This window comes from Methylobacterium phyllosphaerae (assembly GCF_001936175.1).
In the GTDB taxonomy this organism is placed as follows: Bacteria; Pseudomonadota; Alphaproteobacteria; order Rhizobiales; family Beijerinckiaceae; genus Methylobacterium; species Methylobacterium fujisawaense.
On record NZ_CP015367.1, the window covers coordinates 1,283,929 to 1,307,088 of the forward strand.

Genomic DNA, 23,160 nt, shown 5'->3' on the forward strand with positions numbered 1-23,160 from the left:
TCGCCGAGCGGTTGCCGCCGTACGCGTTTCGTTCTAGCAAGGGCGGCGCATGACGGACCTGCGTCCCGCCGGCCCCACCTTGCCGTCGGCCCCCTCGGGCTCGACATGTGTCGGAGCGGCGGCTGGCCCGCGCGCGAATCCGATCCGGATCCGATCCGACTGCGTCGACGCCTCGAAAGACCGCCGCCCTCATGGCCAAAGCCCAAGCTGGAAGTCGTGCCGCAAGCCGCGCCGGCGCCGCCCAAGCTGCCCCGACAGCCGCCGCGCAGACGGCGTCCAAGGCTCCGAAAGCCGCCACCGCCGCCCCGGCCCCGCAGCCCAAGCCGACCCGCGCGAAGTCCGAAAAGCCCGCCCGCCCTGGGGCGGCCGCCGAGGCCGCGATCGACGCCAAGCTGGCGGCCCTGTTCGACGCCGCGCCGGCGAGCGCCCATGACCGGCGGGTCATCGCGGTCCGGGGGGCCCGGGAGCACAACCTCAAGAACGTCGACCTGACGATCCCCCGGGACAAGCTCGTGGTGTTCACCGGGCTGTCGGGCTCGGGCAAGTCGTCGCTGGCCTTCGACACGATCTACGCCGAGGGGCAGCGCCGCTACGTCGAGTCGCTCTCGGCCTATGCCCGCCAGTTCCTGGAGATGATGTCGAAGCCCGACGTCGACCAGATCGACGGGCTGTCGCCGGCGATCTCCATCGAGCAGAAGACCACCTCCAAGAACCCCCGCTCCACCGTCGGGACGGTCACCGAGATCTACGACTACATGCGCCTGCTCTGGGCGCGGGTCGGCATCCCCTACTCGCCCGACACCGGCCTGCCGATCGAGAGCCAGACCGTCCAGCAGATGGTCGACCGGGTGCTGGAATTGCCGGAGAAGACCCGGCTCTACCTGCTGGCGCCCGTGGTCCGCGGACGCAAGGGCGAGTACCGCAAGGAAATCGCCGAGTACCAGAAGAAGGGCTTCCAGCGCCTGCGCGTGAACGGCGAATACTACGCCATCGACGACGTGCCCAAGCTCGACAAGAAGTTCAAGCACGACATCGACGTGGTGGTCGACCGCATCGTGGTCCGGGCCGATATCGGCTCGCGGCTGGCCGAGTCCTTCGAGACGGCCCTGGAGCTGGCCGATGGCATCGCGGAGGTCGTGTTCGCGGATGCCCCCGAGGGCGAGACGCCCCGGACCATCACCTTCTCGTCGCGCTTCGCCTGCCCGGTCTCGGGCTTCACCATCGCGGAGATCGAGCCCCGGCTGTTCTCGTTCAACAACCCGTTCGGCGCCTGCCCGACCTGCAGCGGCATCGGCCACGAGATGCGGATCGACCCCGAGCTGGTCATCTCCGATCCCGCTTTGAGCCTGAAGCGCGGCGCCGTCGGTCCCTGGGCGAAATCGACCTCGCCCTATTACGGCCAGACCCTGGAGGCGCTGGCCGAGCATTTCGGCTTCAAGACCAGCGTCCCGTGGCAGAGCCTGTCGGAGACGGCCCGTGCCATCGTGCTGTACGGCTCGGGCAAGCAGGCGATCCGCTTCGCCTACGACGACGGGTTGCGCAAGTACACGGTCAACAAGCCCTTCGAGGGCGTGATCCCGAACCTGGAGCGCCGCTACAAGGAGAGCGACTCGGACGCCGTCCGGGAGGAGATCGGGCGCTTCATGAGCGAGACGCCCTGCGCCGCCTGCGGCGGCAAGCGGCTGAAGCCCGAGGCGCTCGCCGTGAAGGTCGCCATGGCCGACATTGCCGATGTCACGGCCCTCTCAGTCAGTGAGGCGCATCGCTGGTTCTCGGAGCTGCCGGAGAAGCTGACGGCGAAGCAGAACGCGATCGCGGTCCGGATCCTGAAGGAGATCCGCGACCGGCTGAGCTTCCTGGTGGATGTCGGCCTCGAATACCTGACGCTCGCCCGCGGCTCCGGCTCCCTCTCGGGCGGCGAGAGCCAGCGCATCCGGCTGGCCTCGCAGATCGGCTCCGGCCTCACCGGCGTGCTCTACGTCCTGGACGAGCCGTCGATCGGCCTGCACCAGCGCGACAACGAGCGGCTGCTCGGCACGCTCAAGCGCCTGCGCGACCTCGGCAATTCGGTGATCGTGGTCGAGCACGACGAGGACGCGATCCTGCAGGCCGATTACGTGGTCGATGTCGGCCCGGGCGCCGGTATCCACGGTGGCGAGATCATCGCGCAGGGCACTCCCGCCGAGGTCCTGGCCAACCCGGCCTCGCTCACCGCGAAATACCTCACGGGCGAGATGTCCGTGCGCACGCCGACCGCGCGCCGAAAAGGCCGCAAGGGCAAGCTCGGCCTGTTCGGCGCCCGGGGCAACAATCTGAAGGATGTCGATGTCGAGATCCCGCTCGGCACCTTCACCTGCATCACCGGCGTCTCGGGGGGCGGCAAGTCCACCCTGGTGATCGACACCCTCTACAAGGCGATCGCCAAGAAGCTGAACGGCGCCCTGGAGCACCCGGCCCCCTACGGACGGCTGGAGGGGCTGGAGCACCTCGACAAGGTCATCGACATCGACCAGTCGCCGATCGGGCGCACGCCGCGCTCGAACCCCGCCACCTATATCGGCGCCTTCACGCCGATCCGCGACTGGTTCGCGGGCCTGCCGGAGGCCAAGGCACGGGGCTACCAGCCCGGCCGCTTCTCGTTCAACGTCAAGGGCGGGCGCTGCGAGGCGTGCTCGGGCGACGGCGTCATCAAGATCGAGATGCACTTCCTGCCGGACGTCTACGTCACCTGCGACGTCTGCAAGGGCAAGCGCTACGACCGCGAGACCCTGGAGGTGAAGTACCGGGCCAAGTCCATCGCCGACGTGCTCGATTCCACCGTCGAGGAGGCGGCCGAGCTGTTCAAGGCGGTGCCGGCGATCCGCGACAAGCTCGAGACCCTGAAGCGGGTCGGCCTGCACTACGTCCATGTCGGTCAGCAGGCCACGACCCTGTCGGGGGGCGAGGCACAGCGGGTGAAGCTCTCCAAGGAGCTGTCGAAGCGCGCCACGGGGCGCACCCTCTACATCCTCGACGAGCCGACCACCGGCCTGCACTTCCACGACGTCGCCAAGCTCATGGAGGTGCTCCACGAGCTGGTCGACCAGGGCAACACCGTGGTGGTGATCGAGCACAACCTCGAAGTGATCAAGACCGCCGACTGGGTGATCGACATGGGTCCCGAGGGCGGCGACGGCGGCGGCCGGGTCGTGGCGCAGGGCACGCCGGAAGAGATCGCACGCTCCAAGGCCAGCCATACCGGCCGGTTCCTGCGCGAGGTGCTGGAGCGGCGCCCCGCGGCGCCCGCGCGCCGAGGCCGCGCCGCCGAGTAGCGCGCCAAACCTTCCGGGTAAGCGGCGGCGTCGGACGCACCGGCGACAGGGCCGGCCGCGGGCCCTCCCCCACACAGGACGGGCGGGACGCGCGGCCCCGGAGGATCGGCCCCTCCGGGCGGGGACGCGCGAATCCGCGAGCCCGACGGGAGGAGGCAGGCGGTTCGGACCGGCGCGATCGCAGGCCGGCGCGGCAGTTTCTGCCGGGTGCCGTCCGCATATCCGCCCGGCCGGGCGGTGATTCGAGCCGCGGGGCGCCGGTTCGGGCCAGCCGCGGGCCGGTTCGAAGCCGGATTCCGGTCCGTATCCCGGCCGGGCGGCCCGCCCGGCGGCCTGCCCGATCACCTCCCCGACCTTGCCGGATTCTCCCGTGCCCCGGCGCGACAACAGCTTGACCATTCAACGATATTTTGCCGGACCCCCCCGTTTGGGCCGGGTCTGTGGACAGTGTTGCATCGCCGCAAAAATGCGGCTTTTGCGCAACGGTTCAGCCGGTTGTGGCGTTTCGGCGAGCATTCCACTGTCTTTCCGCAGGTCTCTGTAGAATAGTCGCAGACGTTGAGACGGGCAGGCTCCGTGGGGGCGCTCGGTAGGTCCGAAGCCGGCAGCCGCGATTGGCGAGCAGACCGGCAAGGAAGTGCCGAATGCGGGACGGAAGCCGTGGGACCTTGGGAAGGAATGAGAAAATGATGAAGAACTGGCTCGCGGCCGGCGCGGTCGCGCTCACGGTCGGCATGACCTCGACGATCGCGCAGGCGCAGACCACCACGGTTCCCGGCGAGCAGGTCGGCCTCGCCGTCGGCGCGCCGCTGCCGGAAGGCCTCTACGCGATCAACACGTTCACCTACCGCCGCACCGACGCGCCAAACTCGCCCGACACGGCCGTCAACATCCCGGTCCTGGTCTGGTCGACCCCGTTCGTGCCGTTCGGCGGCCGCGTCGAGCTGCTCGTGGCGCCCCCGACCGTGTTCGCCTTCACCCGCAACCCGGCGGGCGTGCGCAACAAGGACATCTCGATCAACGTCGGCACCTTCGTCGGCGGCATCTGGGCCTTCGACCTCGGCAACAACTTCGGCGTCAGCTTGCTCGGCGGCGCCTACCTGAACGACCTGAACGGCGACCGCGGCTCGATCATCACCGCGAACGGCACGACGGCCACCCCGGTCCTGCCGCAGCTCTCCTCCAACACCTACCGCTTCGGCATCGCCGGCAGCTACACCGGTGACGGCTGGAACATCACCGCCAACCTGACCGCCAACATCTACGACTCGCCCGGCCGCTTCCCCGGCCAGGTCGGCGCCGCCATCGGCCCGATCCGCCTCTCGGACGCCCTGAACTTCGACCTCACCGCGACGAAGAAGTTCGGCAACTTCGAGATCGGCCCGATCGCCTACGGCACCTACAACTTCGACATCAGCCAGGCCAGCGCGGCGGCCGGCAACCGCGGCCGCTTCGCCATCGGCGGCCTCGTCGGCTACGACTTCAAGATCTTCACCGTCCAGGCCTACGTCGCCCGCGACGTCGTGACCGGCGCGCAGTACACCAACGCCTTCGGCCGCACCCGCGACAACTACTCCACCGACGGCTGGATCCGGTTCATCGTGCCGCTCTACTCGCCGGCCCCGGCCGCCTCGCCGGTCCCGGCGGCCCTGGTCCGCAAGTACTGAGACCAACCCGAGACACCGGGCTCCCCGCCGCCGCGCGGCGGGGGCGCCCGGATCTCCGACAGGCCGTCCTCCGGGACGGCGCGCCGCCCGGCACCGCCGGGCGGTTTTTTGTTGTGCCGGCCCCGCCGCGGGCCGCCCCGAACGGGCCCGTTCCATGGGTCGCAACCGACCGCGGGTGACGCGGGCGGCGCTGACATCCTATGGTGTGCCGATGGCGCGGCTCCGGCGCCGACCGGAGCGCAGGCGGACGAGCCGAAGGAAAGTCATGGCGACGCAGGGCGAGTGGAAGATCCCCGCGCAGGCCCAGCCCAGGCCCGCGGATTACGGCTACGACCTCGACCGGGCGCTCTCGGCCGTGCTGGCCCTGTCGGCGCGGATCCCGGAGAGCGCGTTCACCGCCGAGACGCTCGGCACCGAGCGCGCCGGCAACGGCGTGGTGATCCGCGAGGACGGTCTCGTGCTCACCATCGGCTACCTCGTCACCGAGGCCGAGAGCGTCTGGCTCACCACCCGGGACGGCCGCTCGGTGCCCGGCCACGTCCTCGGCTTCGACGCCGCCACGGGCTTCGGCCTGGTCCAGGCGCTCGGCGATCTCGGCGTGCCGGCCCTTCCGCTCGGCCGCTCGGCCGGGCTGAAGACCGGCGACCGGGCCGTGCTGGCGGGGGCGGGCGGGCGCCAGCGCTGCGTCGCCGTCGAGGTCGTGGCCCGGCAGGAATTCGCCGGCTACTGGGAATACGTCCTCGACGAGGCGCTGTTCACCGCCCCCGCGCACCCGCATTGGGGCGGCACCGCGCTGATCGGTCCCCAGGGCGACCTGCTCGGCATCGGCTCGCTGCAGCTGCAGCAGGGCGGCGCCGGCGCGGCGCGGCCGATCAACATGGTGGTGCCCATCGACCTGCTGACGCCGATCCTCGAGGACCTCGCCACGCGCGGGCGGGCCAACCGGCCGCCGCGCCCCTGGCTCGGCCTCTACGCCACCGAGAGCGAGGAGGGCATCGTCGTGATGGGCCTCGCCGATAACGGTCCGGCCGAGACCGGCGGCCTCCAGGCCGGCGACGTGATCGAGGCGGTGGCCGGCGAGCCGGTGGCCGATCTCGCCGCCCTGTTCCGCAGCGTCTGGGCGCTCGGCGAGGCCGGGGTGCGGGTGCCCCTCACGGTCCGCCGCGAGGGGCGCGGCGTGAAGCTCGCCCTCGTCTCCGGAGACCGGGAGCGGTTCCTGCGCACGCCCTCGCTGCACTGAGGCCGCCCGGAGCGCGCAGCCGTCGCGCTCCGGGCGGCGTCGCCGCGGGTGCCGTCGCGGGTGCCGTCTTGGGTGCCGTCTTGGGCCTGTACCGGGCACAACTTACGGCTCAGCGACTGTTCAGGTGGCGGCGTCGAATCTGCAACGACCGGCTCCCGATCCGCCGGAAGCGTTGAGGAGATCCAGTCATGACGGTTCTGAGCGCACCGCGCGCGAAGGCGCTCGTGATGGCCGCCGCGATCGCCGGCGGCCTCGGGCTCGCGGGCACCGCCGAGGCGGCCGGGGGCTGCGGCCCCGGCTTCCACCCGAATCCCTGGGGCATCTGCCGGCCGAACTGGGGGCCCCGGCCCTACGGATACTGGCGGCGGCCGATCTACTATGGTGGCTATGGCGGCTATTACCGGCCGCGGCCGTTCTACCGGCCCTACGGCTTCTACGGGCCGCGCCCGTTCTACTAAGCCTCGCGCCGGGCGATTCGAACGGCATGACGGGCGTCCCGCCGACCGGCGGGGCGCCCGTCGCGCGTTGTGGGAGGCTTTCCGGGGCCTGCATGCGCACAAAGAATGACCATTTGGAAACCTTGCCGGTTTCTTAAGCCCGGTATGCACTTTCCGCAGGTCTGATGCTTGACCTTGCGACTCCTGCTGCGCTGCGGCGGGATTATATGTGCGTTGCACCAACAAGAGGCAGCGATGCGCAATGAGGCGCCGTCGTCTGCTCGAACAGAGGTCACAGCACACCATGTCCGCCGCCCGTAGCGTCCTGAGCCGCGTCCGCGCCTATCTCCGGTACCGCGACACCGTTTCCCAGCTGTCCCGCCTGTCGGACCGCGACCTGGCCGATCTCGGCATCAACCGCAGCGAGATCCGCGGCGTCGCCCGCGTCTGATCCCAGCGTTTGATCCCAGCGTCCGAGCCGAACGCCGTGAAGGACCGTTGCCCGTTGATCCGGGCGGCGGTCCTTCGCTATTTTCAGGCATGACACAGACCATCCATATCGTCGGCGGCGGCCTCGCCGGATCTGAGGCCGCCTGGCAGGTGGCCGAGGCCGGCCATCGCGCCGTGCTCCACGAGATGCGCCCCGTGCGCGGCACCGAGGCCCATCAGACCGACGGGCTCGCCGAGCTCGTCTGCTCGAATTCCTTCCGGTCGGACGACCCGGAGGGCAACGCGGTCGGGCTGCTGCATCAGGAGATGCGCACGCTCGGCTCGCTGATCATGCGGGCGGCCGACGCCAACCAAGTGCCGGCGGGCGGGGCGCTGGCGGTCGACCGGGAGGGGTTCTCCGCGGCGGTGACCCGGACTCTGGAGCAGCACCCCAACGTGACCCTGGTCCGCGGGGAGGTCGAGGGGCTGCCGCCGGAGGCGTGGGGCCCCTGCATCGTCGCCACCGGCCCGCTCACCGCACCCGCCCTCGCCGAGGGGATCCGGGGGCTTACCGGGGCCGAATCCCTCGCCTTCTTCGACGCCATCGCGCCCATCGTCCACCGCGACTCGATCGACATGGAGGTGGCGTGGTTCCAGTCCCGCTACGACAAGCCGGGGCCGGGCGGCACGGGGGCGGACTATCTTAACTGCCCGATGAACCGGGAGCAGTACGACGCCTTCGTGGCCGCCCTCGTGGCGGGCGAGAAGATCGGGTTCAAGCAATGGGAGGGCACGCCCTATTTCGACGGCTGCCTGCCCGTCGAAGTGATGGCCGAGCGCGGGCCCGAGACCCTGCGCCACGGCCCGATGAAGCCCGTGGGGCTCACCAACCCGCGGGACCCGCTGGTCAAGCCCTGCGCGATCGTGCAGCTGCGCCAGGACAACGCGCTGGGCACCCTCTACAACATGGTCGGCTTCCAGACGAAGCTGACCTATGCCGAGCAGGTCCGGATCTTCCGCACGATCCCCGGCCTGGAGCGGGCCGAGTTCGCCCGCCTCGGGGGCCTGCACCGCAACACCTATCTCGACAGCCCGCGCCTCCTCGACGCCACCCTCCGGCTGAAGGCCCGGCCCGCCTTGCGCTTCGCCGGCCAGATCACCGGCTGCGAGGGCTACGTGGAGAGTGCCGCGGTCGGGCTGATGGCCGGCCGCTTCGCCGTCGCCGAGGCGGCCGGCCGGCCCCTCGCCCCCCTGCCCCAGACGACGGCCCTCGGCGCGCTCATCGCCCACATCACCGGCGGCCACGTCGCGGCGGACGGCGAGGCCAACGCCCCGCGCTCGTTCCAGCCGATGAACGTCAATTTCGGCCTGTTCCCGCCGCTCGCGCAGGCCCCCCGCAACGAGACCGGCCGGCGCCTGCGCGGGCCCGAGAAGGCCGCGCTGAAGAAGCGCGCGCTCACCGACCGGGCCCGGACCGACCTCGCCGCCTGGATGGCGGGGACGCAGCCGGCGGACTGGAGACCTGCGGCGGCGGAATAGGAAGGCGCATGCGGCTTGCAGGGGGGCGCCCTCCAGCATCCGGGCCCCGCATGATCGAGATCGACACCCGCGCCTTCCTGGCCGACCTGTACGCCCTGCGCGAGATCGGCCGGTTCCGCACCGGCGTCCACCGGCCGACCTTCTCGCCCGAGGACATGGAATCCCGCCGCTGGCTGATGGCCAAGCTGGAGGCCTGCGGGCTCGCGGCCTCCATCGACGGGATCGGCAACGTGCTGGGGCGCCACCGCGGCCCCGGCCCGCATCTCCTGGTCGGCAGCCATATCGAGACCCAGAACGAGGCCGGCTGGCTCGACGGGGCGCTCGGGGTCGTGGCCGGGGTGGCGCTGGCCCGGGCCGGCCTGCCCGTCGACGTCGTCGCCTTCGCGGACGAGGAGGGGCATTTCTCCGGCGGTTTCCTGGGCAGCCGCTCGGCGATCGGCGACCTGACCGAGGCCGAGATCGACGAAGCCCGCAACCGCACCGACGGCACCCCCCTGCGCGCGGCGCTCGAAGCCGCGGGCCTGGCCGGCCTGCCCCGGATGCGGCTCGATCCGGGCCGCTACCGCGGCTTCCTGGAGATGCATATCGAGCAGGGCACGCAGCTCGAATCCGCTGGCCTGCATCTCGGCGTGGTGAGCGGCATCGTGGCGATCTGGCAGTTCCGGATCGTGTTCGAGGGCAACCAGGACCATGCCGGCGGCACCACCATGGCGGAGCGCCGGGACGCGGGCCTCTCGGCGGTGCGGTTCCTGGCGGCGATCGACCGGGCGTTTCCGAAGGTCTGCGGCCCGCGCAGCACCTGGACCACCGGGCGGATCACCCTGGATCCCGGCGGCTTCAGCATCATCCCGGGCCGGGCGGAGGTGTTCTTCCAGTTCCGCGACGTGGCGATGCCGGTGCTGGAGCGGATGGAGGCCTGCCTGGAGGCGCTGGTGCGCGAATCGAACCGGCGCGAGCGCTGCCCGGCGACGCTGACGGCCCTCTCCAAGGCGATCCCCGCCCCTTGCGACCCGGACCTGATGCGCGCCCTCTCGGAGGCCGCCGAGCGGGTCTGCCCCGGCGGATGGCAGGTGATGCCCTCGGGGGCCGGACACGACGCGCAGAACGTCGCCCGGATCCTGCCGGCCGCGATGCTGTTCGTGCCCTCGATCGACGGCATCAGCCACCATTGGGCGGAGGATACGAGCGACGCCGACCTCGCCCTCGGGGTGCGGGCGCTCGGGGACGCGGCCGCCCGGGTGCTGGCGGGGTGAGCGTACCGTGCCCCGGGCTCTCTGCCGATCGGCCGGAGGGAACGGGCCGTCGCGGCGCCCCGGACCTCAGGCGCCCGGCAGCAGCGACTGGATCGGGATCAGGTCCGGCCGGTATTCCTGCATCCCGCCGGCGATCCGCTCCTCCACGGCGTCGAGGAATTTCTCCGGGTCGGTGATCGAGCACTGGCGCAGGTCCCAGAAGGCGTAGCGCCACCACTGCACCTTCAGGTAGCGCTCGATCAGCGCGTCGGGGAAGCGCATCTTCACGATCCGGGCCGGGCTGCCGGCCACGATCGCGTAGGGCGGCACGTCCTTGGTCACCACCGCCATGGCGCCGATGATCGCCCCGTCGCCGATCGTGATGTCGGGCATCAGGAAGGCGCCGTGGCCGATATAGACGTCGTTGCCGATGCGCACGCGCTTGGGCCACAGATAGGGGCCGCAGATCTCGTAATCCTCCGCCCGCGGGTCCAGGCGGTCGAACACCGCCGAGTGGTGCGTGTAGAACAGCGGCGAGGTCGAGCCGCAATGGACCGGGTGGCTGCCGCGCCCGACCTGGACGCTCTCGCCGATCGAGCAGTAGCGGGCGATGTCCGCGCCGAAATAGTAGCCGCTCACCGCGTACGAGAAGGCTCCCATGGTGAGGCAGTAATCGATGCCCATCCACTTGATGCTGCACGGTGGCTCGAAGGTGCAGTCCTCCGGCAGTCCGAACGGAGCCGGATGCAGCACCGAGATGCCGCGCCGCAGCATCTCCTGCTTCATGTCCTCGTTGACGGAGATCATGCGGCGTCCTCGTCGATGCGGCGGCGTTCCGACCCGGCCGGTGCCGGGTCCAGGCCATAATAATCGTGCAGCAGGTCGCCGTAGACGGCGGCCCGGATCGGTCCGGAGAATCGCCCCGCATCCGAGACGTCGAGGGCGAGCAGCCGGTCGTTGAAGGCGGCCGGGTCGGTGACGAGGGCGCAGGGCATCAGGTGGCCGTTCGGATAGGCGCGCAGCCGCTCGGCCGGTGCGCCGAGGTCGAAGGCCGCCACCGGCAGGCCGGTGCGCAGCGCCAGCGTCAGCGCGTACGAGTAGGTCTCCGGCCAGATCGCCGGCAACAGGACCAGGTCGGCCGAGACCCGCCAGACCAGGTCCAGGGCCTCGTGGTCGCCGGCGTAGCGCCCGGTCTGGGCGACCCCGACCTGCTCCAGGCCGACGGCCAGGGCCGGGTCGGAGAAGCCCACGATCGAGAAGCGCAAAGGCAGCTTCCGATCCTGCGCGTCGGTGGCCAGCGCCTGCAGGAACAGCCCGCCCTTCGTGGCGCTGATCGCGCCGAGCACAGCGACGCGGCGGACGCGTCCGGGCCGCTTTAGGGCGGTGGAGCGCACGCTGCGCTCCGGCTCGACATGCGGCCGGACCGTGACCGCGAGATCCGGGTACACGTCCCGGATCCGGCCCGCCGTGTCGGCGGACGGCGCGAACACCCGCGAAGCCCCCGCCAGGAACGCCCCGAACGCCGCCCGCCGCTCCCCCGGATCCGGCTCCTCGAACCCGTCCGCGTCCGAAGCCAGACAGGCCCGGCACGCGCTGACCGGCGCCAGCCCGCAATAGCGCCCGTCCGGCTGGACGAGGTGGTTGCGGTGGCAGACCGGCGAGTAGTCGTGCAGCGTCCAGGCGTAGGGCCGGCCCGACCCCGCCACCCGATCCATCAGCGCCCGCGCCGCCGCCCAGCGCAGCCCCGCCAGCGAGTGCACGTGGATCAGGACCGGCGCCAGCTCTGCGATGAAGCCGGCGAGTTCGTCCGCGTCCCGCGGCAGGTACAGGCTGTCGAGGTTGGGCAGGTACAGGAATTCGGGGCTGCGGTAGGCGACGTGGACCTCGAGGTTGCGGGTCCGGTCGATCTGCAGGAGCACGACGCTCAGGCCCTCGGCCCGGGCCTGGGCGACCATGTCGTCGATGTGCCGCTGGATGCCCCCGCCCCAGGAATGGGTCACGTACAGGAGCGCCCGGCCGGCGAAGTGCCGGGCCAGCCGCGCCCGGTCGAGCCGCGCCCGCCCGCGCCGGCCGGGATCGGCCTGGACGAACTGGCCGACCCGGGCCGGGTAGTCGGGGTGCTTGGCCAGCAGGGCCGCCTGGCCCTGGACGTACTCGCCGCCCTCGTCGAGCCCGAACGAGATCTGGCCGGCATGGTAGACGAACACGTCCTCGGCGAGCAGGTTGACGAAGCCCGCCTTGATGGCGCGCAGGCACCAATCGTTCTCCTCGCCGTAGCCCTTGCCGAAGGCCTCGGCGTCGAGGGTGCCGACGGCGTCGAGCGCGGCGGCGGTCATGTACATGCAGAAGCCGACGCCGGTGGGCACGGGCACGGCGTGGCCGCGGTTGACCTGCGCGGCCATGCGGTCGAGATCGGCGCGGTCGATCTCCAGCGGCATGGTGTTGTTGGCGTTGAAGCGCGGATAGGAGCAGATCGTGGCGTTGTTGGACAGCGGCGTGACGCTGCCCACGCGCAGCCCCGCCCCGGGTTCGGCCCCGGCTTCGGCCTCGGGTTCGACCTTGGGTTCTGCGTGGGCGACGAGCCGGTCGAGCCAGTCGCCGAAGACCTGCGCGTCGGAATTGAGCAGGACGACGGCGCGGCCCTGGCGCAGGCCGAGGGCGCGGTTGACCGAGCGGACGAAGCCGAGGTTGCGTTCGTTCTCGACGAGGTGGAACAGGCCGCGGCCGGCGAGCCGGGCGAGGTCTGCGGTGAGTTCCGGGTCGGGGGAGCGGTCGTTGACGGCGAGCAGGGTGAAGGGCGTGGCCTGGGGCTGGGACAGGCAGGCGTGGAGGGCGCGCAGGGTCTCGCCGCGGCCCTTGTAGACCGGGACGATCACGACGACCCGGGCCTGGTCGATGGGCAGGGCCCGGGGCAGGCGGTCCCATGCGTCGGGCGCGGGGGCCTCCATGGGCGGGTAGGTGCCGAGATCCTCGGGGGCGGCCATCAGCCCGGCGGCCCGGCCCGTGCGCACGTAGTGCAGGAACGGCGACTCCCCCGCACCCAGGAGATGGCCGTAGGTCTCCCTGTAGAACGCGATGGAGAAGGTCGCGCTCGGATCGCGCCCCTCGTGCTGGCCGTAGGCGACGAAATGAGCGAGCGGTCCGCCGGGGGCGTCGGCGGCGTCGGGGTTGCGCTTGGCGTAGAAGGCGGCGTCGAAGAACGGCGCGATCAGGCGGGCCTCGTCGGCCAGCGCCGCCGCCCGCGAATCCGGCGTGCCGTAGCGGGGGTGGAAGGCACCGGCCGAGATGTCGGCGCCGTGCAGGAGGGCCGTGGCGAGGACGTGAACGAGGGGCGCCAGCCCGGTCTCGCGCACCCCGGGATGCGCGTCGCAATAGGCCTGTCCGTCGAAATCCGCCCTGGGGTTGCGGCCGTTCCGCCAGCCGGTGTCGCAATAGTCGCGTACGGCGTCGTCCGCCTCGGACAGCCCGTAGCGCGCCCGGTAGAAGCCGTGGTCGAAATGCCCCGCCACCAGCCGCGCCTGCAGGTCCAGGAGCCCGTCCCGGTCGCAGGCCGCCTGCCCGATCGCCCCCAGCCAGCCCGTATCGGCGATCGGCGCCCGCGCCGGGCGCAGGCCGCAGACGCCCAGCAGCGCGGCCAGCGTCGAGCGCCCGGGCCCCGGGTCGCGCAGCTCCCGCCAGCCCGCCTCGGCGAAGTGCAGGTACGGCTCCCGCCCGCCCACGTCCGGGTAGGTCGCCCGGTACCAGTCCGCATCCACCGCCGGCAGGTTCAGCCGGTGCGGCTCGGCGAACGGCGCGCCCCCGGACAGCCGGGTCTCGGCGACGTAGCGGAAGAACGGGTCGTCGCCGACCGCCCGGCTGCCCGCGCGGGCCTGCACGAAGCCGGCCGGGTCGAAGTCCGGCCGCGGACTGACCCGCGCCCGCCAGCCCTCCGCCACGTAGTGGCGCAGCAGCGCGGCGTCCGAGGCCCCGGCCAGCGCCTCGGCCTGGGGGCCGGGCAGGCGCTGCCGGTAATGGGCGGCGTCGAAGTAGGGGGCGAGGGTCTCCATCCGCAGGGCCAGCGCCGCGTCCGGGTCGGGCCGGGCGGGTCCGCCGTTGCGGACGTAGTGCACCAGCGGGTTCTGGGTGGCGAAGGTGAGGCCGCGGGTGAGGCAGTAGGCCAGGGTGTCGAACTGCGGTGCCGGCTCGCGGCCCTCGCGCCAGCCGGAGGCCATGTAGTGGTCGACCGGATCGACGCCGGCGGCGGCGAGGTCGGGGTTGTTGGCCAGGTAGAAGGCCCCGTCCACGAGGCGGCGGGCGAGGCGCTCGGCCCGGGCCGTGTCGGGCTTGGGCAGGGGCGCGCCGGCCGCCCCGCCCGCGCCGCCACCCTCGCCGCCGCCCTCGCCGCCGGCCCGGGCGCGCCGGTGCGTGAGGGCGTGCAGGAACGGGTTGATGCCGGCCCGGGCGAGGTAGGGGCGGTCGGCGAGGTAGGCGGCGGAGTCGAAGTCGGGGCGCGGGTCGCGGCCCTCGCGCCAGCCGCGGACGAGGTAGTCGCGCACCGGATCGGCCGTGATCCCGTACCAGCTCGCGTAGAAGGCCGCGTCGACATGCGGGGCGAGGGCGCCGATCAGGCGCGCCTCGAGATCCGCACCGGTCGCCGCACCGGCCCAGCGGCGGTGCAGCGCCGCCGGCTTGGCCAGCGGATCGCGCAGCCGGCCGAGGCGGCGCCGCATCCGCGTCAGGGCCGAGGTCCGGCCGGTCCCGTCGGAGCCGCGGCGCATCTCAGGACTCTGCGGAGGGGCGTTCGCCGCGGGCCGTCACGAGGCGCGGCATCCATCGGCCGCCCGCCGGGCGGGCGCGGTCGAGGCGCGGGGCTCTGATCGGGTCATGGGCGGCAGCTGGCGGGCAGCGTCGGGGGCGCAAGGCGGCGCGGGAGCGGTCATCCTGTCGGACACCTGTCGCACTAACGGAACCGGCGGAATCCGTAAACCGTGGGTCGCCGGCACCGTCCGCCCAGGATGGCTGCGTCGCGGGTCGGAGGCAGGCGCCTTGCGGGCATCCGGTTTTCGATATATCTTATATTCAGACATATCGAAATCGAGTCGAAAATCATGCACCCACACCGCCCGGATGTCCTGCACGCCGATCCCTTCGATGCCTTCCGCGTCCGCGCCCATCGCGGTCCGATGGGGGGCGATCCCCGCGGGCGGCACGGTCCGCACGGCCACCACGGTCGCGGACCCGGGGAGCGCCGGATGTTCGGCCGGGGCGGTCGGGGCGACCTCGCGCGCTTCTTCGCCCACGGCGACCTGCGCCTCGTCATCCTGCACCTGATCGCCGAGAAGCCGCGCCACGGCTACGAGATCATCAAGGCGATCGAGGAGCGGGTCGGGGGCGCCTACAGCCCGAGCCCCGGGACGGTCTACCCGACGCTCACCCTCCTGGAGGAACTCGGGCACGTCACGGTCACCCCCGGGGAGGGCACCAAGCGGTTGCACACGATCACGCCGGAAGGGCAGTCCGTCCTGGACGGCAACCGCCCGGTCCTCGACGCGATCCTCGCCCGGATGGCGGAGGCCGAGGCCGCCCGGGGCGACGGTCCGCCGCCCTCGGTGGTGCGCGCTCAGGAGGGTCTGAAGCTCGCCCTGCAGATGCGGCTCGCCCGCGGTCCGCTCAGCGCCGAGCAGGCCGCCGCCGTCACGGCCGCGCTGGAGGCGGCGACCGCCGCGGTGGAACAGGCGTGAGGGATCGCGATCGCCGCCGGGACGCGACCGGTGCCTGACCCGCGGCTCAGCCGCCTCGTACTCGGGGTCACCCTGTTCCGGCCGGGTCCGGAACAGGTGGAGCGCCTGTGCGCCCTGGCCTCGGCCGGCTTCGCGGCGGTGATCGCCTTCGACAATGGCGGCCTCCCGGCCGGGGCGGCGGAGCGCCTCGCCCGGGCCGGCGTCACGCTGCTGTCGGAGGGGACGAATCTCGGCATCGCCGAGGCGCTCAACCGGATCGCCGCGGCCGCCCAGGCCGCGGGCGCCGGGGCCCTCCTCCTCCTCGACCAGGATGCCGAACCGCCCGAAGATCTCGCCGCCGCGCTGCTGACGGCCCAGGACCGGCTGCGGGCGGCCGGGATCCCGGCGGCGGTGGTGGGCCCGGCCCCGGCACCGGCGCCGGGCCACAAGGCGCCCGCCTACCCGCCCCGTCCCGGCGCGCCGGGGCATGGCGACCTCGCCCCGGTGCAGTTCCTGGCGACCTCGGGCTCGCTCGTCGACCTCGCCGCCTTCGCCCGGGTCGGGCCCTTCCGCGGCGACTTCTTCATCGACGGGGTCGAGCTCGAATGGTGCTTTCGCGCCTGGAGCCTCGGCTACGGCTGCTACCAGACCCGCGCCGTCGCGATCCCGCACCGCGTCGGCGGCGGGACGATCCGGGCCTTCGGGATCGCGATGCCGCGCCAGCCCCTGTTCCGCATGGGGACCTATCTGCGCAACGCGATCTACGCGTGGCGGCTGCCGCACGTGCCGCTGCGCTGGAAGCTCGCCCAGGCCGCCTACCTGCCGCTCCAGGCCGGGCTGTACTGGGCGGATTCGGGCTGGCGGCCCGCCGTGCTGCTCAGGCTCCTCGCGGCCGCCCGCGACGGCGCCCTCGGGCGCCTCGGGCCGCCCCGGGATCTGCCCAGAGATGAGCCGAGAGATCTGCCGTGACCGACCGCCCTGCCCTCGACGTGGTGATCGTCAACTGGAACGGCGGCGGGCTGCTGCGCGCCTGCCTCGCGAGCCTCGCGGCCGCGCAGGACGCCGCGGCCGTGCAGGTCACCGTGGTGGACAACGCCTCGACGGACGGCTCCATCGAGACCCTGCCCGCCCTGCCCCGCCCGCTCCGGCTGATCCGGAACGCCACGAATCTCGGCTTCGGCCGGGCCTGCGACCAGGGCGCCGCCGCCGGCGACGCCCCCGCGATCCTGTTCCTCAACCCGGACACGCAGGTCGCGCCCGACGCGCTCAGCGTGGCTCTGGCCGCGCTGATGGCCGACCCGCGGACCGGGATCGTCGGCGCGCGCCTCGTCGAACCCGACGGGCGGACCGCGCGCTCCTGCGCCCGGACCCCCTCGGCGCTGGGCCTCCTCGGCCGCGCCCTGGCGCTGGACCGCCTCGGCCTCCTGCGGCCGCACTTCCTCCTCGAATGGGACCATGCCGCGGACCGCGCCGTCGACCAGGTGATGGGCGCCTTCCTGATGATCCGCCGCGACCTGTTCCGGATGCTCGGCGGCTTCGACCCGCGCTTCTTCGTCTACTGGGAGGATGCCGACCTCTGCGCCCGAACCCGGGCGGCGGGCTTTTCCGTGCGGCACGTGGCCGGGGCGGTCGCCCGCCATCTCGGCCAGGGCACGACCCGGCAGGTGCGGGCGCGGCGGCTGTTCTACTTCCTGCGCAGCCAGATCCTCTATGCCGGCAAGCACCACGGCGTCGCCGCGGCCCTCGCCCTGACGGCGGCGAGCTTCGGCGCGCAGGTGCCCCTGCGGCTCGCCCTGGCCCTCGCCCGCCGCTCCCCCGGGGAGGCCGCGGAGGTCCTGCGGGCGGCGGGCCTCCTGGCCGCGGCGCTGCCGGGGCTCGTGCCGGACCTCCTGGGGTCCGCGCGCGCGCGGGCCGCCGGCTGAGCGGGATGGCGATGCCGCACGCGACCCGAAGCGCCCTCCGCGCATCCCCGCTCACATCCGCCGGCCGCCTCATCGGCCGGGCCGGGGCCGCGGCGCCGCACCGGATGCGGCCGTGAACCTGACCTTCGCCGGGGACGGCCGGTTCTGGGCCTGCGCCTTCCTGGGCCTCGGCCTGCCGGTCTGCCTCGCGCTGGCCTGGATCGATCTACCCGGCGAGACCCCGTCCGCCCTCGATGCCTTCGTCCGGCTCCCCCGCATCGCCGCGTTCCTGAGCCTGGGTCTCGCCGCCCTGGCCGTGGCGACCCGGGGACGGGCCGCGCTGTTCGCGCTGCTGTGCTGGCCGGCCTCCCTCGCGGCCGCCTCCGGTCCGGACGGGCTCGTCCTCGCGCTGGCGGCCCTCGCCGCCGCGCTGCTCAGCCCCCGGCCGATGACGGGCCGGTACAGGCCTGCGCGCCTCGCCGGAGCGACGCTGGCGATCGCCCTGGTGGTGCTGGCGCGGCCGGCCTGCGCCCCCCTCGCCGGGATGCTGCTGGTGCCGTTCCCGCCGCCGGGACGGCTTGCCCGCACCTGCCGGGAGCGGCTGCCCCTCGCCGCAATCGCCCTCTTGCCCGCCCTTCTGCCGGCCCTCTCGGCTGCGAGCCTCGGGACGCCGCACCCCGCCGGAGCCGGGCACGGGCCCGTGGCCCTGCCCGTCCCGCTGCCCGGTTTCCTCTTCGGGCTCTGGGCCGTCGCGCTGCTGGTGCCGCTGGTCGCGCTGCGGCGCGGCCCCCTGCCCCCGCGGGCGGAGCGGCTGTGGCTCTCGGGGGGGGCGCTGCTCGGCCTCTGGCTGATGGTCGGGGCGCAGGCCCTCGCTCCGGCGGGCGGCCCCGGCGGGCTGCAGATCCGAGACCTCCTGCCGCTGGCGCCGATGCCGATTCTGGCCTTCGCCCGGGGGCGGATCGGCACCGCGGCGGCCCTGCGCTGGCCGGCCCTGCTCGTGGTGCTGGCCGCCGCTCTCGACGCGGTGGCGCTGCCGATGATCGCGCTGCGGCTGTAGGAGAAACGCTCAGTCCCGGTCGAGGAAGTCCAAGAGTGCCCGGTTGAACGCCTCGGGCCGGGTGACGCTGTGGGCGTGGCCGCCGTCGGGGGCGAGGGCGAGCCGGGCCTTGGGCAGCGCCGCCGCCAGCCGCTCGGACCGCGTGTAGGGCACCAGCACGTCGTCCCGGGCCGCCATCACCAGGGTCTCGTGGCCGATCGATCCGAGACGCTCCGCCACCGTGAAGCGCTCCAGGGCGGCGATGCGCGCCAGCACGGTCTCGGCGCCTGGGAAATGCGCCAGCGCCTGCGCCTCGTCGCGGGCGACGCGCTCGGCCTGCGCGGAGAGCCAGGGCGCCGGGTACAGGAAGATCGCCTGGGCCCGCACGAAGGCCTCCGGGCCGCCCCCCGCCAGGATCGCCCGGCGGGCCGCGAAGCAGCGGCGCGTGGCCGGGTCCAGGGCGTCCCAGCCGTTGATCACCACGATCCGCCCGACCCGGTCGGGCGCGTCCAGCGCCATCTGGAGGGCGATCAGGCCGCCCAGGGCGTGGCCGACCACGTCCGCCCGGTCGATCCCGGCTTCGTCCAGCACCGCGCACGCGTCCCGCGCCATGGCGGGGATGTCGTGGTCCGGCCCGAGGGGGCCGGGCGAGCGCCCGGTGCCGCGATGGTCGTAGGTGACGACCCGGAACCGCGCGGTCAGGGCCGCCATCTGCGGCGCGAAATAGCCGGCCCCGCCGCCGAGCCCCGGCGAGAGCAGCACCGGCCGCCCGTCCGCCGGGCCCGCCACCGCGTGATGGAGGGAGGCCGCCCCCGCCGCGTGCCTGGCCATCAGCGGCCGATATGGGCGACGGAGGCGATCTCCACGCGGGCCTCGGGCTTCACGAGGCCGCACTGAATGCAGTAGCGCGCCGGTTTCTCGCCCGGAAAATACTCCGCGTAGACGGCGTTGATCGCCGCATAGTCGGCCCAGTCCGCCAGGAAGACGTGGTTGAAGGTGACGTCGGCCATCGTGCCGCCCGCGGCCTCCACCACACCCTTGATGGTCTCCAGCACGTGGCGGGTCTGGGCCGCCGCATCGCCGACATGGACCACCTGGGCATCCGCATCCAGCGGCAGCGTGCCCGAGACGTACAGGACCCCGTCGGCCAGCGTGCCCGGCACGTAGGGGGCCAGCGGCTTGCCGGTTCCCGGCGGTATCACGACCTGCTTGGGCATTCCCCTGCGCCTCCCGCACGCGACCTGTCGGCCGGCCCTTGCAGGCTGCGCGGGAGGCCGCAGCGCGGCGGCGTTCGGGCACCCTGCCGGTCACCGGCCGGATGCGCGATGCACTTATCCGGCCAGGTCGACGCCGGCAGCGTCAACCGCAGCGGGTGAAGGCGCCCCGAGGGCCCTCTCGAAGGCGGGGACGTCCGAGACCCAGCCGAAGAAGGTCTCGATATTGGCGAGCGCCGCGTGGTGCAGGCTCTCCGGCCCGGCCTGGTGCGTGGCGTCGGCCAGCACGATCCCGAAATACTCCCGGTGGAACCCGTCCCGCAGGGTCGACTCGACGCAGACGTTGGTGGCGATGCCGGTGAAGACCAGCGTGGTCACGCCCCGGGCCCGCAGGGTGCTGTCGAGGGGCGTGTTGTAGAAACCGCTGTAGCGCGGCTTGCCCATCACGATGTCGCCGGGCTCCGGCCTCAGGGCGTCCACCAGCGCGTAGTCCCAGGATCCCTTGGCGAGAAGCTGCGTGTTCGCTTCAGGATTCCGGCGCATCGTCTTGAGGGCGTTGGATTTGTGCCAGTTCGGCGAGCCCGGGCCTCCGGCCTCGACATAGGCCGGGTCCCAGCCGTTCTGGAACCACAGGACCGGGATGCCGGCGGCCCGGGCCGCCGCCACCGCCCGGGCGATCCGGGCGATCACCGGGCCCGTGCCCGACACGTCGAAGCCGGCCCGGTCGAGGTAGCCGCCCGGGCTGGCATAGGCGTTCTGGACGTCCACGACGATCAGGACCGTGGTCGCTGGATCGAAGGCGATCGGCTCCGGGCGGGCCGGCAGGATGACGCCGCCGTGGCGGCCGTTCGGGTCGCGATATCCGGCGGGGGCGTCCATCAGGCCACCTCGGGCAGCGGCGCCGCCGTCACGTGCCGGCGCGACCGCATCAGCGGCTGGATCCGCGTCCCGAACGCGTCGAGGCCCTTGAGGAAGTCGTCGAAGACCAGCAGCACGCCCTCCACCCCGTCGATGGTCATGACGGCGTCGAGCATCGCGGCCACGCCGGCGTAGCTGCCCACCAGGGTGCCCATGTTGAGGTTCACCGCCGAGGCCGGGTCGGCGAGCTGGCGCACGTTGGTGTCGCCGCCGGACTTGGTGTCGGCCGCGCCCTGGAGGCCGAGCCACGCGATCGCCTCGGAATCCGCACCCGCCTTGTAGTGCGCCCAGGTGGCCATCGCCGCCTCGTCGGTCTCGTCGGCGATGATCATGAACAGGGCGAAGGCCGTCACCCGCCGCCCGGTCCGCGCGCTGGCTTCCGCCAGCTTCTCCACCACGGGGGCGAAGGCGGTCGGCGTGTTGAGCCCCTTCCCCAAGCAGAAATTGTAGTCCGCGTACTGGGCCGTGAAGGCCAGGCCGGCGCCGCTCTGGCCGGCGCAGATGATCTTCATGGGGGCCTGCGGACGGGGGCTCAGCCGGCAATCGTTCATCTGGAAGAACGTGCCCTTGCGGTCGCTGACACCCGTCTCCCACAGATCGCGCAGAATCTGAGCATACTCCGCTAAATAGTCGTAACGCTTGGCAAAATACTCATCCCCGGGCCAGAGGCCCATCTGGTCGTATTCCGGCTTCTGCCAGCCGGTGATGAGGTTCAGGCCGAAGCGCCCGTCCGAGATCGAGTCGATGGTCGCGGCCATGCGGGCGACGATGGCGGGCGGCAGGCACAGAGTCGCCGCGGTGGCGAACAGCCGGATCCGGGTGGTGACGGCGGCGAGCCCCGCCATCAGGGTGAAGGATTCGAGGTTGTGGTCCCAGAACTCGGTCCTGCCGCCGAAGCCGCGCAGCTTGATCATCGACAGGGCGAAGTCGAGGCCGTAGCCCTCCGCCTTCAGGGTGACCGCCTTGTTGAGCGCGAAGCTCGGGCGGTACTGCGGGGCGTTCTCCGAGAGCAGCCAGCCGTTGTTGCCGATTGGAATGAACACCCCGACGCTCATGGCCGGCCCGGCTCCGGGCGCCGGCCCCGCTCCGGGCGCCAGCCCGGCTCCGGGCACCGGCCCGGCTCCACGGTCCGGAGCGGCCGCGTCCGGGATCGCGTCCGGGATCGCGTCCAAGGGCGGCCCGGTTCGGGGGCCGGCGCGATCGTCCGCATGGCTCTGCATCATCGTCCCACGCTCCGTCCGGTCGGTTCCGCCGGAACCGAGTCGACGCGCGGAGGCTCGCAAAACCGCGGCGGAGGGTCAAACCCGCGGCGCCCGTGCGGCGCGAAAATGCCTATCTTTCCAGCGGCTTGCACAACTGAGGCGCGATGTCTGCTCAACCCGTGCGCGCGTCCCGTCCGGCCGCGCCGACCCGCCGAGACAAGCTTTCGTGCGGCAAGATTACCGGCGATGTCGGGCATCGATTGCCGTCGACGGAGCGGAGACCATCTTCACACGACAATGATAAATCTCGATCCGACCCTGCCGGAGTGACATCGATGCGCGTGTGGCCCGTCCTGCTCCTCGTCCTCGGCCTCGCGGGACCGGCGGTGGCCGACGAGGCGGCGCGCGCGGCGGCCCGGGCGGTGATCGCCAAGCAGGAGCAGGCGCTGGGCCGCGACGACGCGCAGACCGCCTACGAGCAGGCCGCGCCGGGGATCCGGGACCTGTTCCCGAATGCCGACCTGTTCATCGGCATGGTCCGGAACCAGTATCGTCCGGTCTACCGCCACCGCAGCTTCGTGTTCGGCGAGGCGCGGGACACGGACGAGGCGGGCGTGGTCCAGTCGGTGGCGATCCAGGACGAGTACGGCATCGACTGGACGGCCGAGTACAGCCTCGCCCGGGACGCGGACGGGCAGTGGCGCATCACCGGCTGCCGCCTGGTCAAGGCACCCGGCGCGCGCGCCTGAGGGGTGCCCGCCACCGTCGCGGCGGGCACGGGCCTGTCGGCCTCAGGGCCGGAACGCCGCGAGCCTGTCGAGCATCTGCAGGGCGACGTCGGCGCAGGCCTTCGTCGAATCGTCGTCGGCGCATTTCACGTCGAGGCGCGCGTCGCCGCGCTCCAGCACGATATGGGCGGCCCGCGACGGCGGTGGCGGCGGCGGAGGTGGCGGCGGGGGCCCGTCGGGACCGGGGCCGCGCCTCGGGTCGCCGGGCGGCGGCGGGGGTGGCGCGCCGGCCTCGGGGCCGGGCCGCGGGCCGCCGGGCGGCGGCGGTGGGGCCTGCGCGAAGGCGGCGGTGCCGCACAGCAGCGCCGCGGCACCCGCGAGGGCGATGAGTCGGGTCATGTCGGCTCTCTCCGAGGCTCGATCCGCCCCGCCGGCTGGGGCGCCGCGGGGTGCGCCGGCTCTATGGCGTGCCCGGGAAACCGGCCCTGAACCGGCCCGTTCAGCCCCGGTTAAAGGCCGGGCCCCCCGGGCGGACCGGCCGCGTCGTCCGGAGCTTTCGACAGGCCCGCCCGCATCGTGTAGAGGGAGCGCCTTCCCTCGGAGGACC

General features: G+C 72.8%; 19 protein-coding genes. 12 read left to right on the forward strand and 7 right to left on the reverse strand.

Translation table 11 applies throughout. The annotated features are described in order from the left end of the window. The first annotated feature begins 191 nt into the window (after nt 1-191). The 7 genes from uvrA (at nt 192) to MCBMB27_RS05670 (ending at nt 9,876) form a co-directional block, all read left to right on the forward strand. Entirely contained in the window at nt 192-3,311 is a 3,120-nt protein-coding gene (gene uvrA, locus MCBMB27_RS05640; protein WP_075380033.1) for an excinuclease ABC subunit UvrA, read from the forward strand. A 686-nt stretch (nt 3,312-3,997) separates the two neighbouring features. Beyond that, complete coding sequence (locus MCBMB27_RS05645) at nt 3,998-4,978, forward strand: transporter (RefSeq protein ID WP_043345625.1); 981 nt, start codon at nt 3,998-4,000, stop codon at nt 4,976-4,978. A gap of 265 nt (nt 4,979-5,243) precedes the next feature. Beyond that, the gene (locus MCBMB27_RS05650; protein ID WP_043345622.1) at nt 5,244-6,218 is read left to right on the forward strand and encodes a S1C family serine protease; all 975 of its coding nucleotides are present in this window, start codon (nt 5,244-5,246) and stop codon (nt 6,216-6,218) included. A 188-nt stretch (nt 6,219-6,406) separates the two neighbouring features. Then, on the forward strand, nt 6,407-6,676 hold the full coding sequence (locus MCBMB27_RS05655; protein ID WP_043345620.1) for a GCG_CRPN prefix-to-repeats domain-containing protein: 270 nt from the start codon (nt 6,407-6,409) through the stop codon (nt 6,674-6,676). A 283-nt stretch (nt 6,677-6,959) separates the two neighbouring features. Next, the gene (locus MCBMB27_RS05660) at nt 6,960-7,106 is read left to right on the forward strand and encodes a DUF1127 domain-containing protein (protein ID WP_012318555.1); all 147 of its coding nucleotides are present in this window, start codon (nt 6,960-6,962) and stop codon (nt 7,104-7,106) included. Nucleotides 7,107-7,195: 89 nt separating this feature from the next. Next, nucleotides 7,196-8,623: a methylenetetrahydrofolate--tRNA-(uracil(54)-C(5))-methyltransferase (FADH(2)-oxidizing) TrmFO gene (trmFO, locus tag MCBMB27_RS05665; protein WP_043345618.1), complete on the forward strand. Its 1,428-nt coding sequence runs from the start codon at nt 7,196-7,198 to the stop codon at nt 8,621-8,623. Between the two features lie 50 nt (nt 8,624-8,673). Beyond that, nucleotides 8,674-9,876, forward strand: a complete 1,203-nt coding sequence (locus MCBMB27_RS05670) for a Zn-dependent hydrolase (RefSeq protein WP_075380034.1) — start codon at nt 8,674-8,676, stop codon at nt 9,874-9,876. Between the two features lie 66 nt (nt 9,877-9,942). Here MCBMB27_RS05670 and MCBMB27_RS30880 read toward each other — a convergent pair whose 3' ends face one another. Both MCBMB27_RS30880 and MCBMB27_RS05680 read right to left on the reverse strand, forming a co-directional pair. Further along, nucleotides 9,943-10,662 carry a CatB-related O-acetyltransferase gene (locus MCBMB27_RS30880; RefSeq protein WP_043345613.1) on the reverse strand — a complete coding sequence of 240 codons (720 nt, stop codon included), beginning with the start codon at nt 10,660-10,662 and terminating at the stop codon, nt 9,943-9,945. Further along, entirely contained in the window at nt 10,659-14,612 is a 3,954-nt protein-coding gene (locus MCBMB27_RS05680) for a glycosyltransferase (protein WP_075380035.1), read from the reverse strand. Before MCBMB27_RS05680 ends, MCBMB27_RS30880 begins: the two co-directional genes overlap by 4 nt. A 330-nt stretch (nt 14,613-14,942) precedes the next feature. On the opposite strand from MCBMB27_RS05680, the gene MCBMB27_RS05685 reads away from it, so the two are divergent. The 4 genes from MCBMB27_RS05685 to MCBMB27_RS05700 all read left to right on the forward strand — a co-directional run bounded on the left by MCBMB27_RS05685 (nt 14,943) and on the right by MCBMB27_RS05700 (nt 18,512). Then, nucleotides 14,943-15,575, forward strand: coding sequence for a PadR family transcriptional regulator (locus MCBMB27_RS05685; protein WP_075380036.1), 633 nt, complete (start codon nt 14,943-14,945; stop codon nt 15,573-15,575). A 30-nt stretch (nt 15,576-15,605) separates the two neighbouring features. After that, nucleotides 15,606-16,523, forward strand: coding sequence for a glycosyltransferase family protein (locus tag MCBMB27_RS05690; RefSeq protein WP_075380037.1), 918 nt, complete (start codon nt 15,606-15,608; stop codon nt 16,521-16,523). After that, nucleotides 16,520-17,476 (forward strand): glycosyltransferase family 2 protein, encoded by a 957-nt coding sequence (locus tag MCBMB27_RS05695; protein ID WP_043379762.1) that lies wholly within the window; start codon nt 16,520-16,522, stop codon nt 17,474-17,476. The genes MCBMB27_RS05690 and MCBMB27_RS05695 overlap by 4 nt, the downstream gene beginning before the upstream one ends. A 112-nt stretch (nt 17,477-17,588) precedes the next feature. Beyond that, nucleotides 17,589-18,512, forward strand: coding sequence for a hypothetical protein (locus tag MCBMB27_RS05700; RefSeq protein WP_075380038.1), 924 nt, complete (start codon nt 17,589-17,591; stop codon nt 18,510-18,512). Between the two features lie 9 nt (nt 18,513-18,521). Here the strand turns inward: MCBMB27_RS05700 and rutD are convergent, their stop codons facing one another. From rutD to rutA, 4 genes are all read right to left on the reverse strand, one after another. Next, nucleotides 18,522-19,322 (reverse strand): pyrimidine utilization protein D, encoded by an 801-nt coding sequence (gene rutD, locus MCBMB27_RS05705; RefSeq protein WP_075380039.1) that lies wholly within the window; start codon nt 19,320-19,322, stop codon nt 18,522-18,524. Continuing rightward, nucleotides 19,322-19,708, reverse strand: coding sequence for a pyrimidine utilization protein C (gene rutC, locus MCBMB27_RS05710; protein WP_043756735.1), 387 nt, complete (start codon nt 19,706-19,708; stop codon nt 19,322-19,324). The genes rutD and rutC overlap by 1 nt, the downstream gene beginning before the upstream one ends. 114 nt (nt 19,709-19,822) lie before the next feature. Beyond that, nucleotides 19,823-20,584 carry a pyrimidine utilization protein B gene (rutB, locus tag MCBMB27_RS05715; protein ID WP_043379752.1) on the reverse strand — a complete coding sequence of 254 codons (762 nt, stop codon included), beginning with the start codon at nt 20,582-20,584 and terminating at the stop codon, nt 19,823-19,825. Beyond that, the gene (gene rutA, locus MCBMB27_RS05720; protein ID WP_043756738.1) at nt 20,584-21,678 is read right to left on the reverse strand and encodes a pyrimidine utilization protein A; all 1,095 of its coding nucleotides are present in this window, start codon (nt 21,676-21,678) and stop codon (nt 20,584-20,586) included. The genes rutB and rutA overlap by 1 nt, the downstream gene beginning before the upstream one ends. Nucleotides 21,679-22,160: 482 nt before the next feature. On the opposite strand from rutA, the gene MCBMB27_RS05725 reads away from it, so the two are divergent. Further along, nucleotides 22,161-22,574 (forward strand): DUF4864 domain-containing protein, encoded by a 414-nt coding sequence (locus tag MCBMB27_RS05725; RefSeq protein ID WP_043352578.1) that lies wholly within the window; start codon nt 22,161-22,163, stop codon nt 22,572-22,574. 42 nt (nt 22,575-22,616) lie between these two features. Here the strand turns inward: MCBMB27_RS05725 and MCBMB27_RS05730 are convergent, their stop codons facing one another. Continuing rightward, complete coding sequence (locus tag MCBMB27_RS05730; protein WP_053608222.1) at nt 22,617-22,952, reverse strand: hypothetical protein; 336 nt, start codon at nt 22,950-22,952, stop codon at nt 22,617-22,619. Between the last annotated feature and the right edge of the window lie 208 nt (nt 22,953-23,160).

Coding starts and splice junctions, on each gene's coding strand:
- uvrA (WP_075380033.1), top strand. CDS start 192: ATGGCCAAAGCCCAAGCTGGAAGTCGTGCCGCAAGCCGCGCCGGCGCC.
- rutA (WP_043756738.1), bottom strand. CDS start 21,678: ATGAGCGTCGGGGTGTTCATTCCAATCGGCAACAACGGCTGGCTGCTC.
- MCBMB27_RS05650 (WP_043345622.1), top strand. CDS start 5,244: ATGGCGACGCAGGGCGAGTGGAAGATCCCCGCGCAGGCCCAGCCCAGG.
- MCBMB27_RS05680 (WP_075380035.1), bottom strand. CDS start 14,612: ATGCGCCGCGGCTCCGACGGGACCGGCCGGACCTCGGCCCTGACGCGG.
- trmFO (WP_043345618.1), top strand. CDS start 7,196: ATGACACAGACCATCCATATCGTCGGCGGCGGCCTCGCCGGATCTGAG.
- MCBMB27_RS05660 (WP_012318555.1), top strand. CDS start 6,960: ATGTCCGCCGCCCGTAGCGTCCTGAGCCGCGTCCGCGCCTATCTCCGG.
- MCBMB27_RS05645 (WP_043345625.1), top strand. CDS start 3,998: ATGATGAAGAACTGGCTCGCGGCCGGCGCGGTCGCGCTCACGGTCGGC.
- rutD (WP_075380039.1), bottom strand. CDS start 19,322: ATGGCCAGGCACGCGGCGGGGGCGGCCTCCCTCCATCACGCGGTGGCG.
- MCBMB27_RS05725 (WP_043352578.1), top strand. CDS start 22,161: ATGCGCGTGTGGCCCGTCCTGCTCCTCGTCCTCGGCCTCGCGGGACCG.
- MCBMB27_RS05685 (WP_075380036.1), top strand. CDS start 14,943: ATGCACCCACACCGCCCGGATGTCCTGCACGCCGATCCCTTCGATGCC.
- rutC (WP_043756735.1), bottom strand. CDS start 19,708: ATGCCCAAGCAGGTCGTGATACCGCCGGGAACCGGCAAGCCGCTGGCC.
- MCBMB27_RS05730 (WP_053608222.1), bottom strand. CDS start 22,952: ATGACCCGACTCATCGCCCTCGCGGGTGCCGCGGCGCTGCTGTGCGGC.
- MCBMB27_RS05670 (WP_075380034.1), top strand. CDS start 8,674: ATGATCGAGATCGACACCCGCGCCTTCCTGGCCGACCTGTACGCCCTG.
- MCBMB27_RS05655 (WP_043345620.1), top strand. CDS start 6,407: ATGACGGTTCTGAGCGCACCGCGCGCGAAGGCGCTCGTGATGGCCGCC.
- rutB (WP_043379752.1), bottom strand. CDS start 20,584: ATGGACGCCCCCGCCGGATATCGCGACCCGAACGGCCGCCACGGCGGC.
- MCBMB27_RS30880 (WP_043345613.1), bottom strand. CDS start 10,662: ATGATCTCCGTCAACGAGGACATGAAGCAGGAGATGCTGCGGCGCGGC.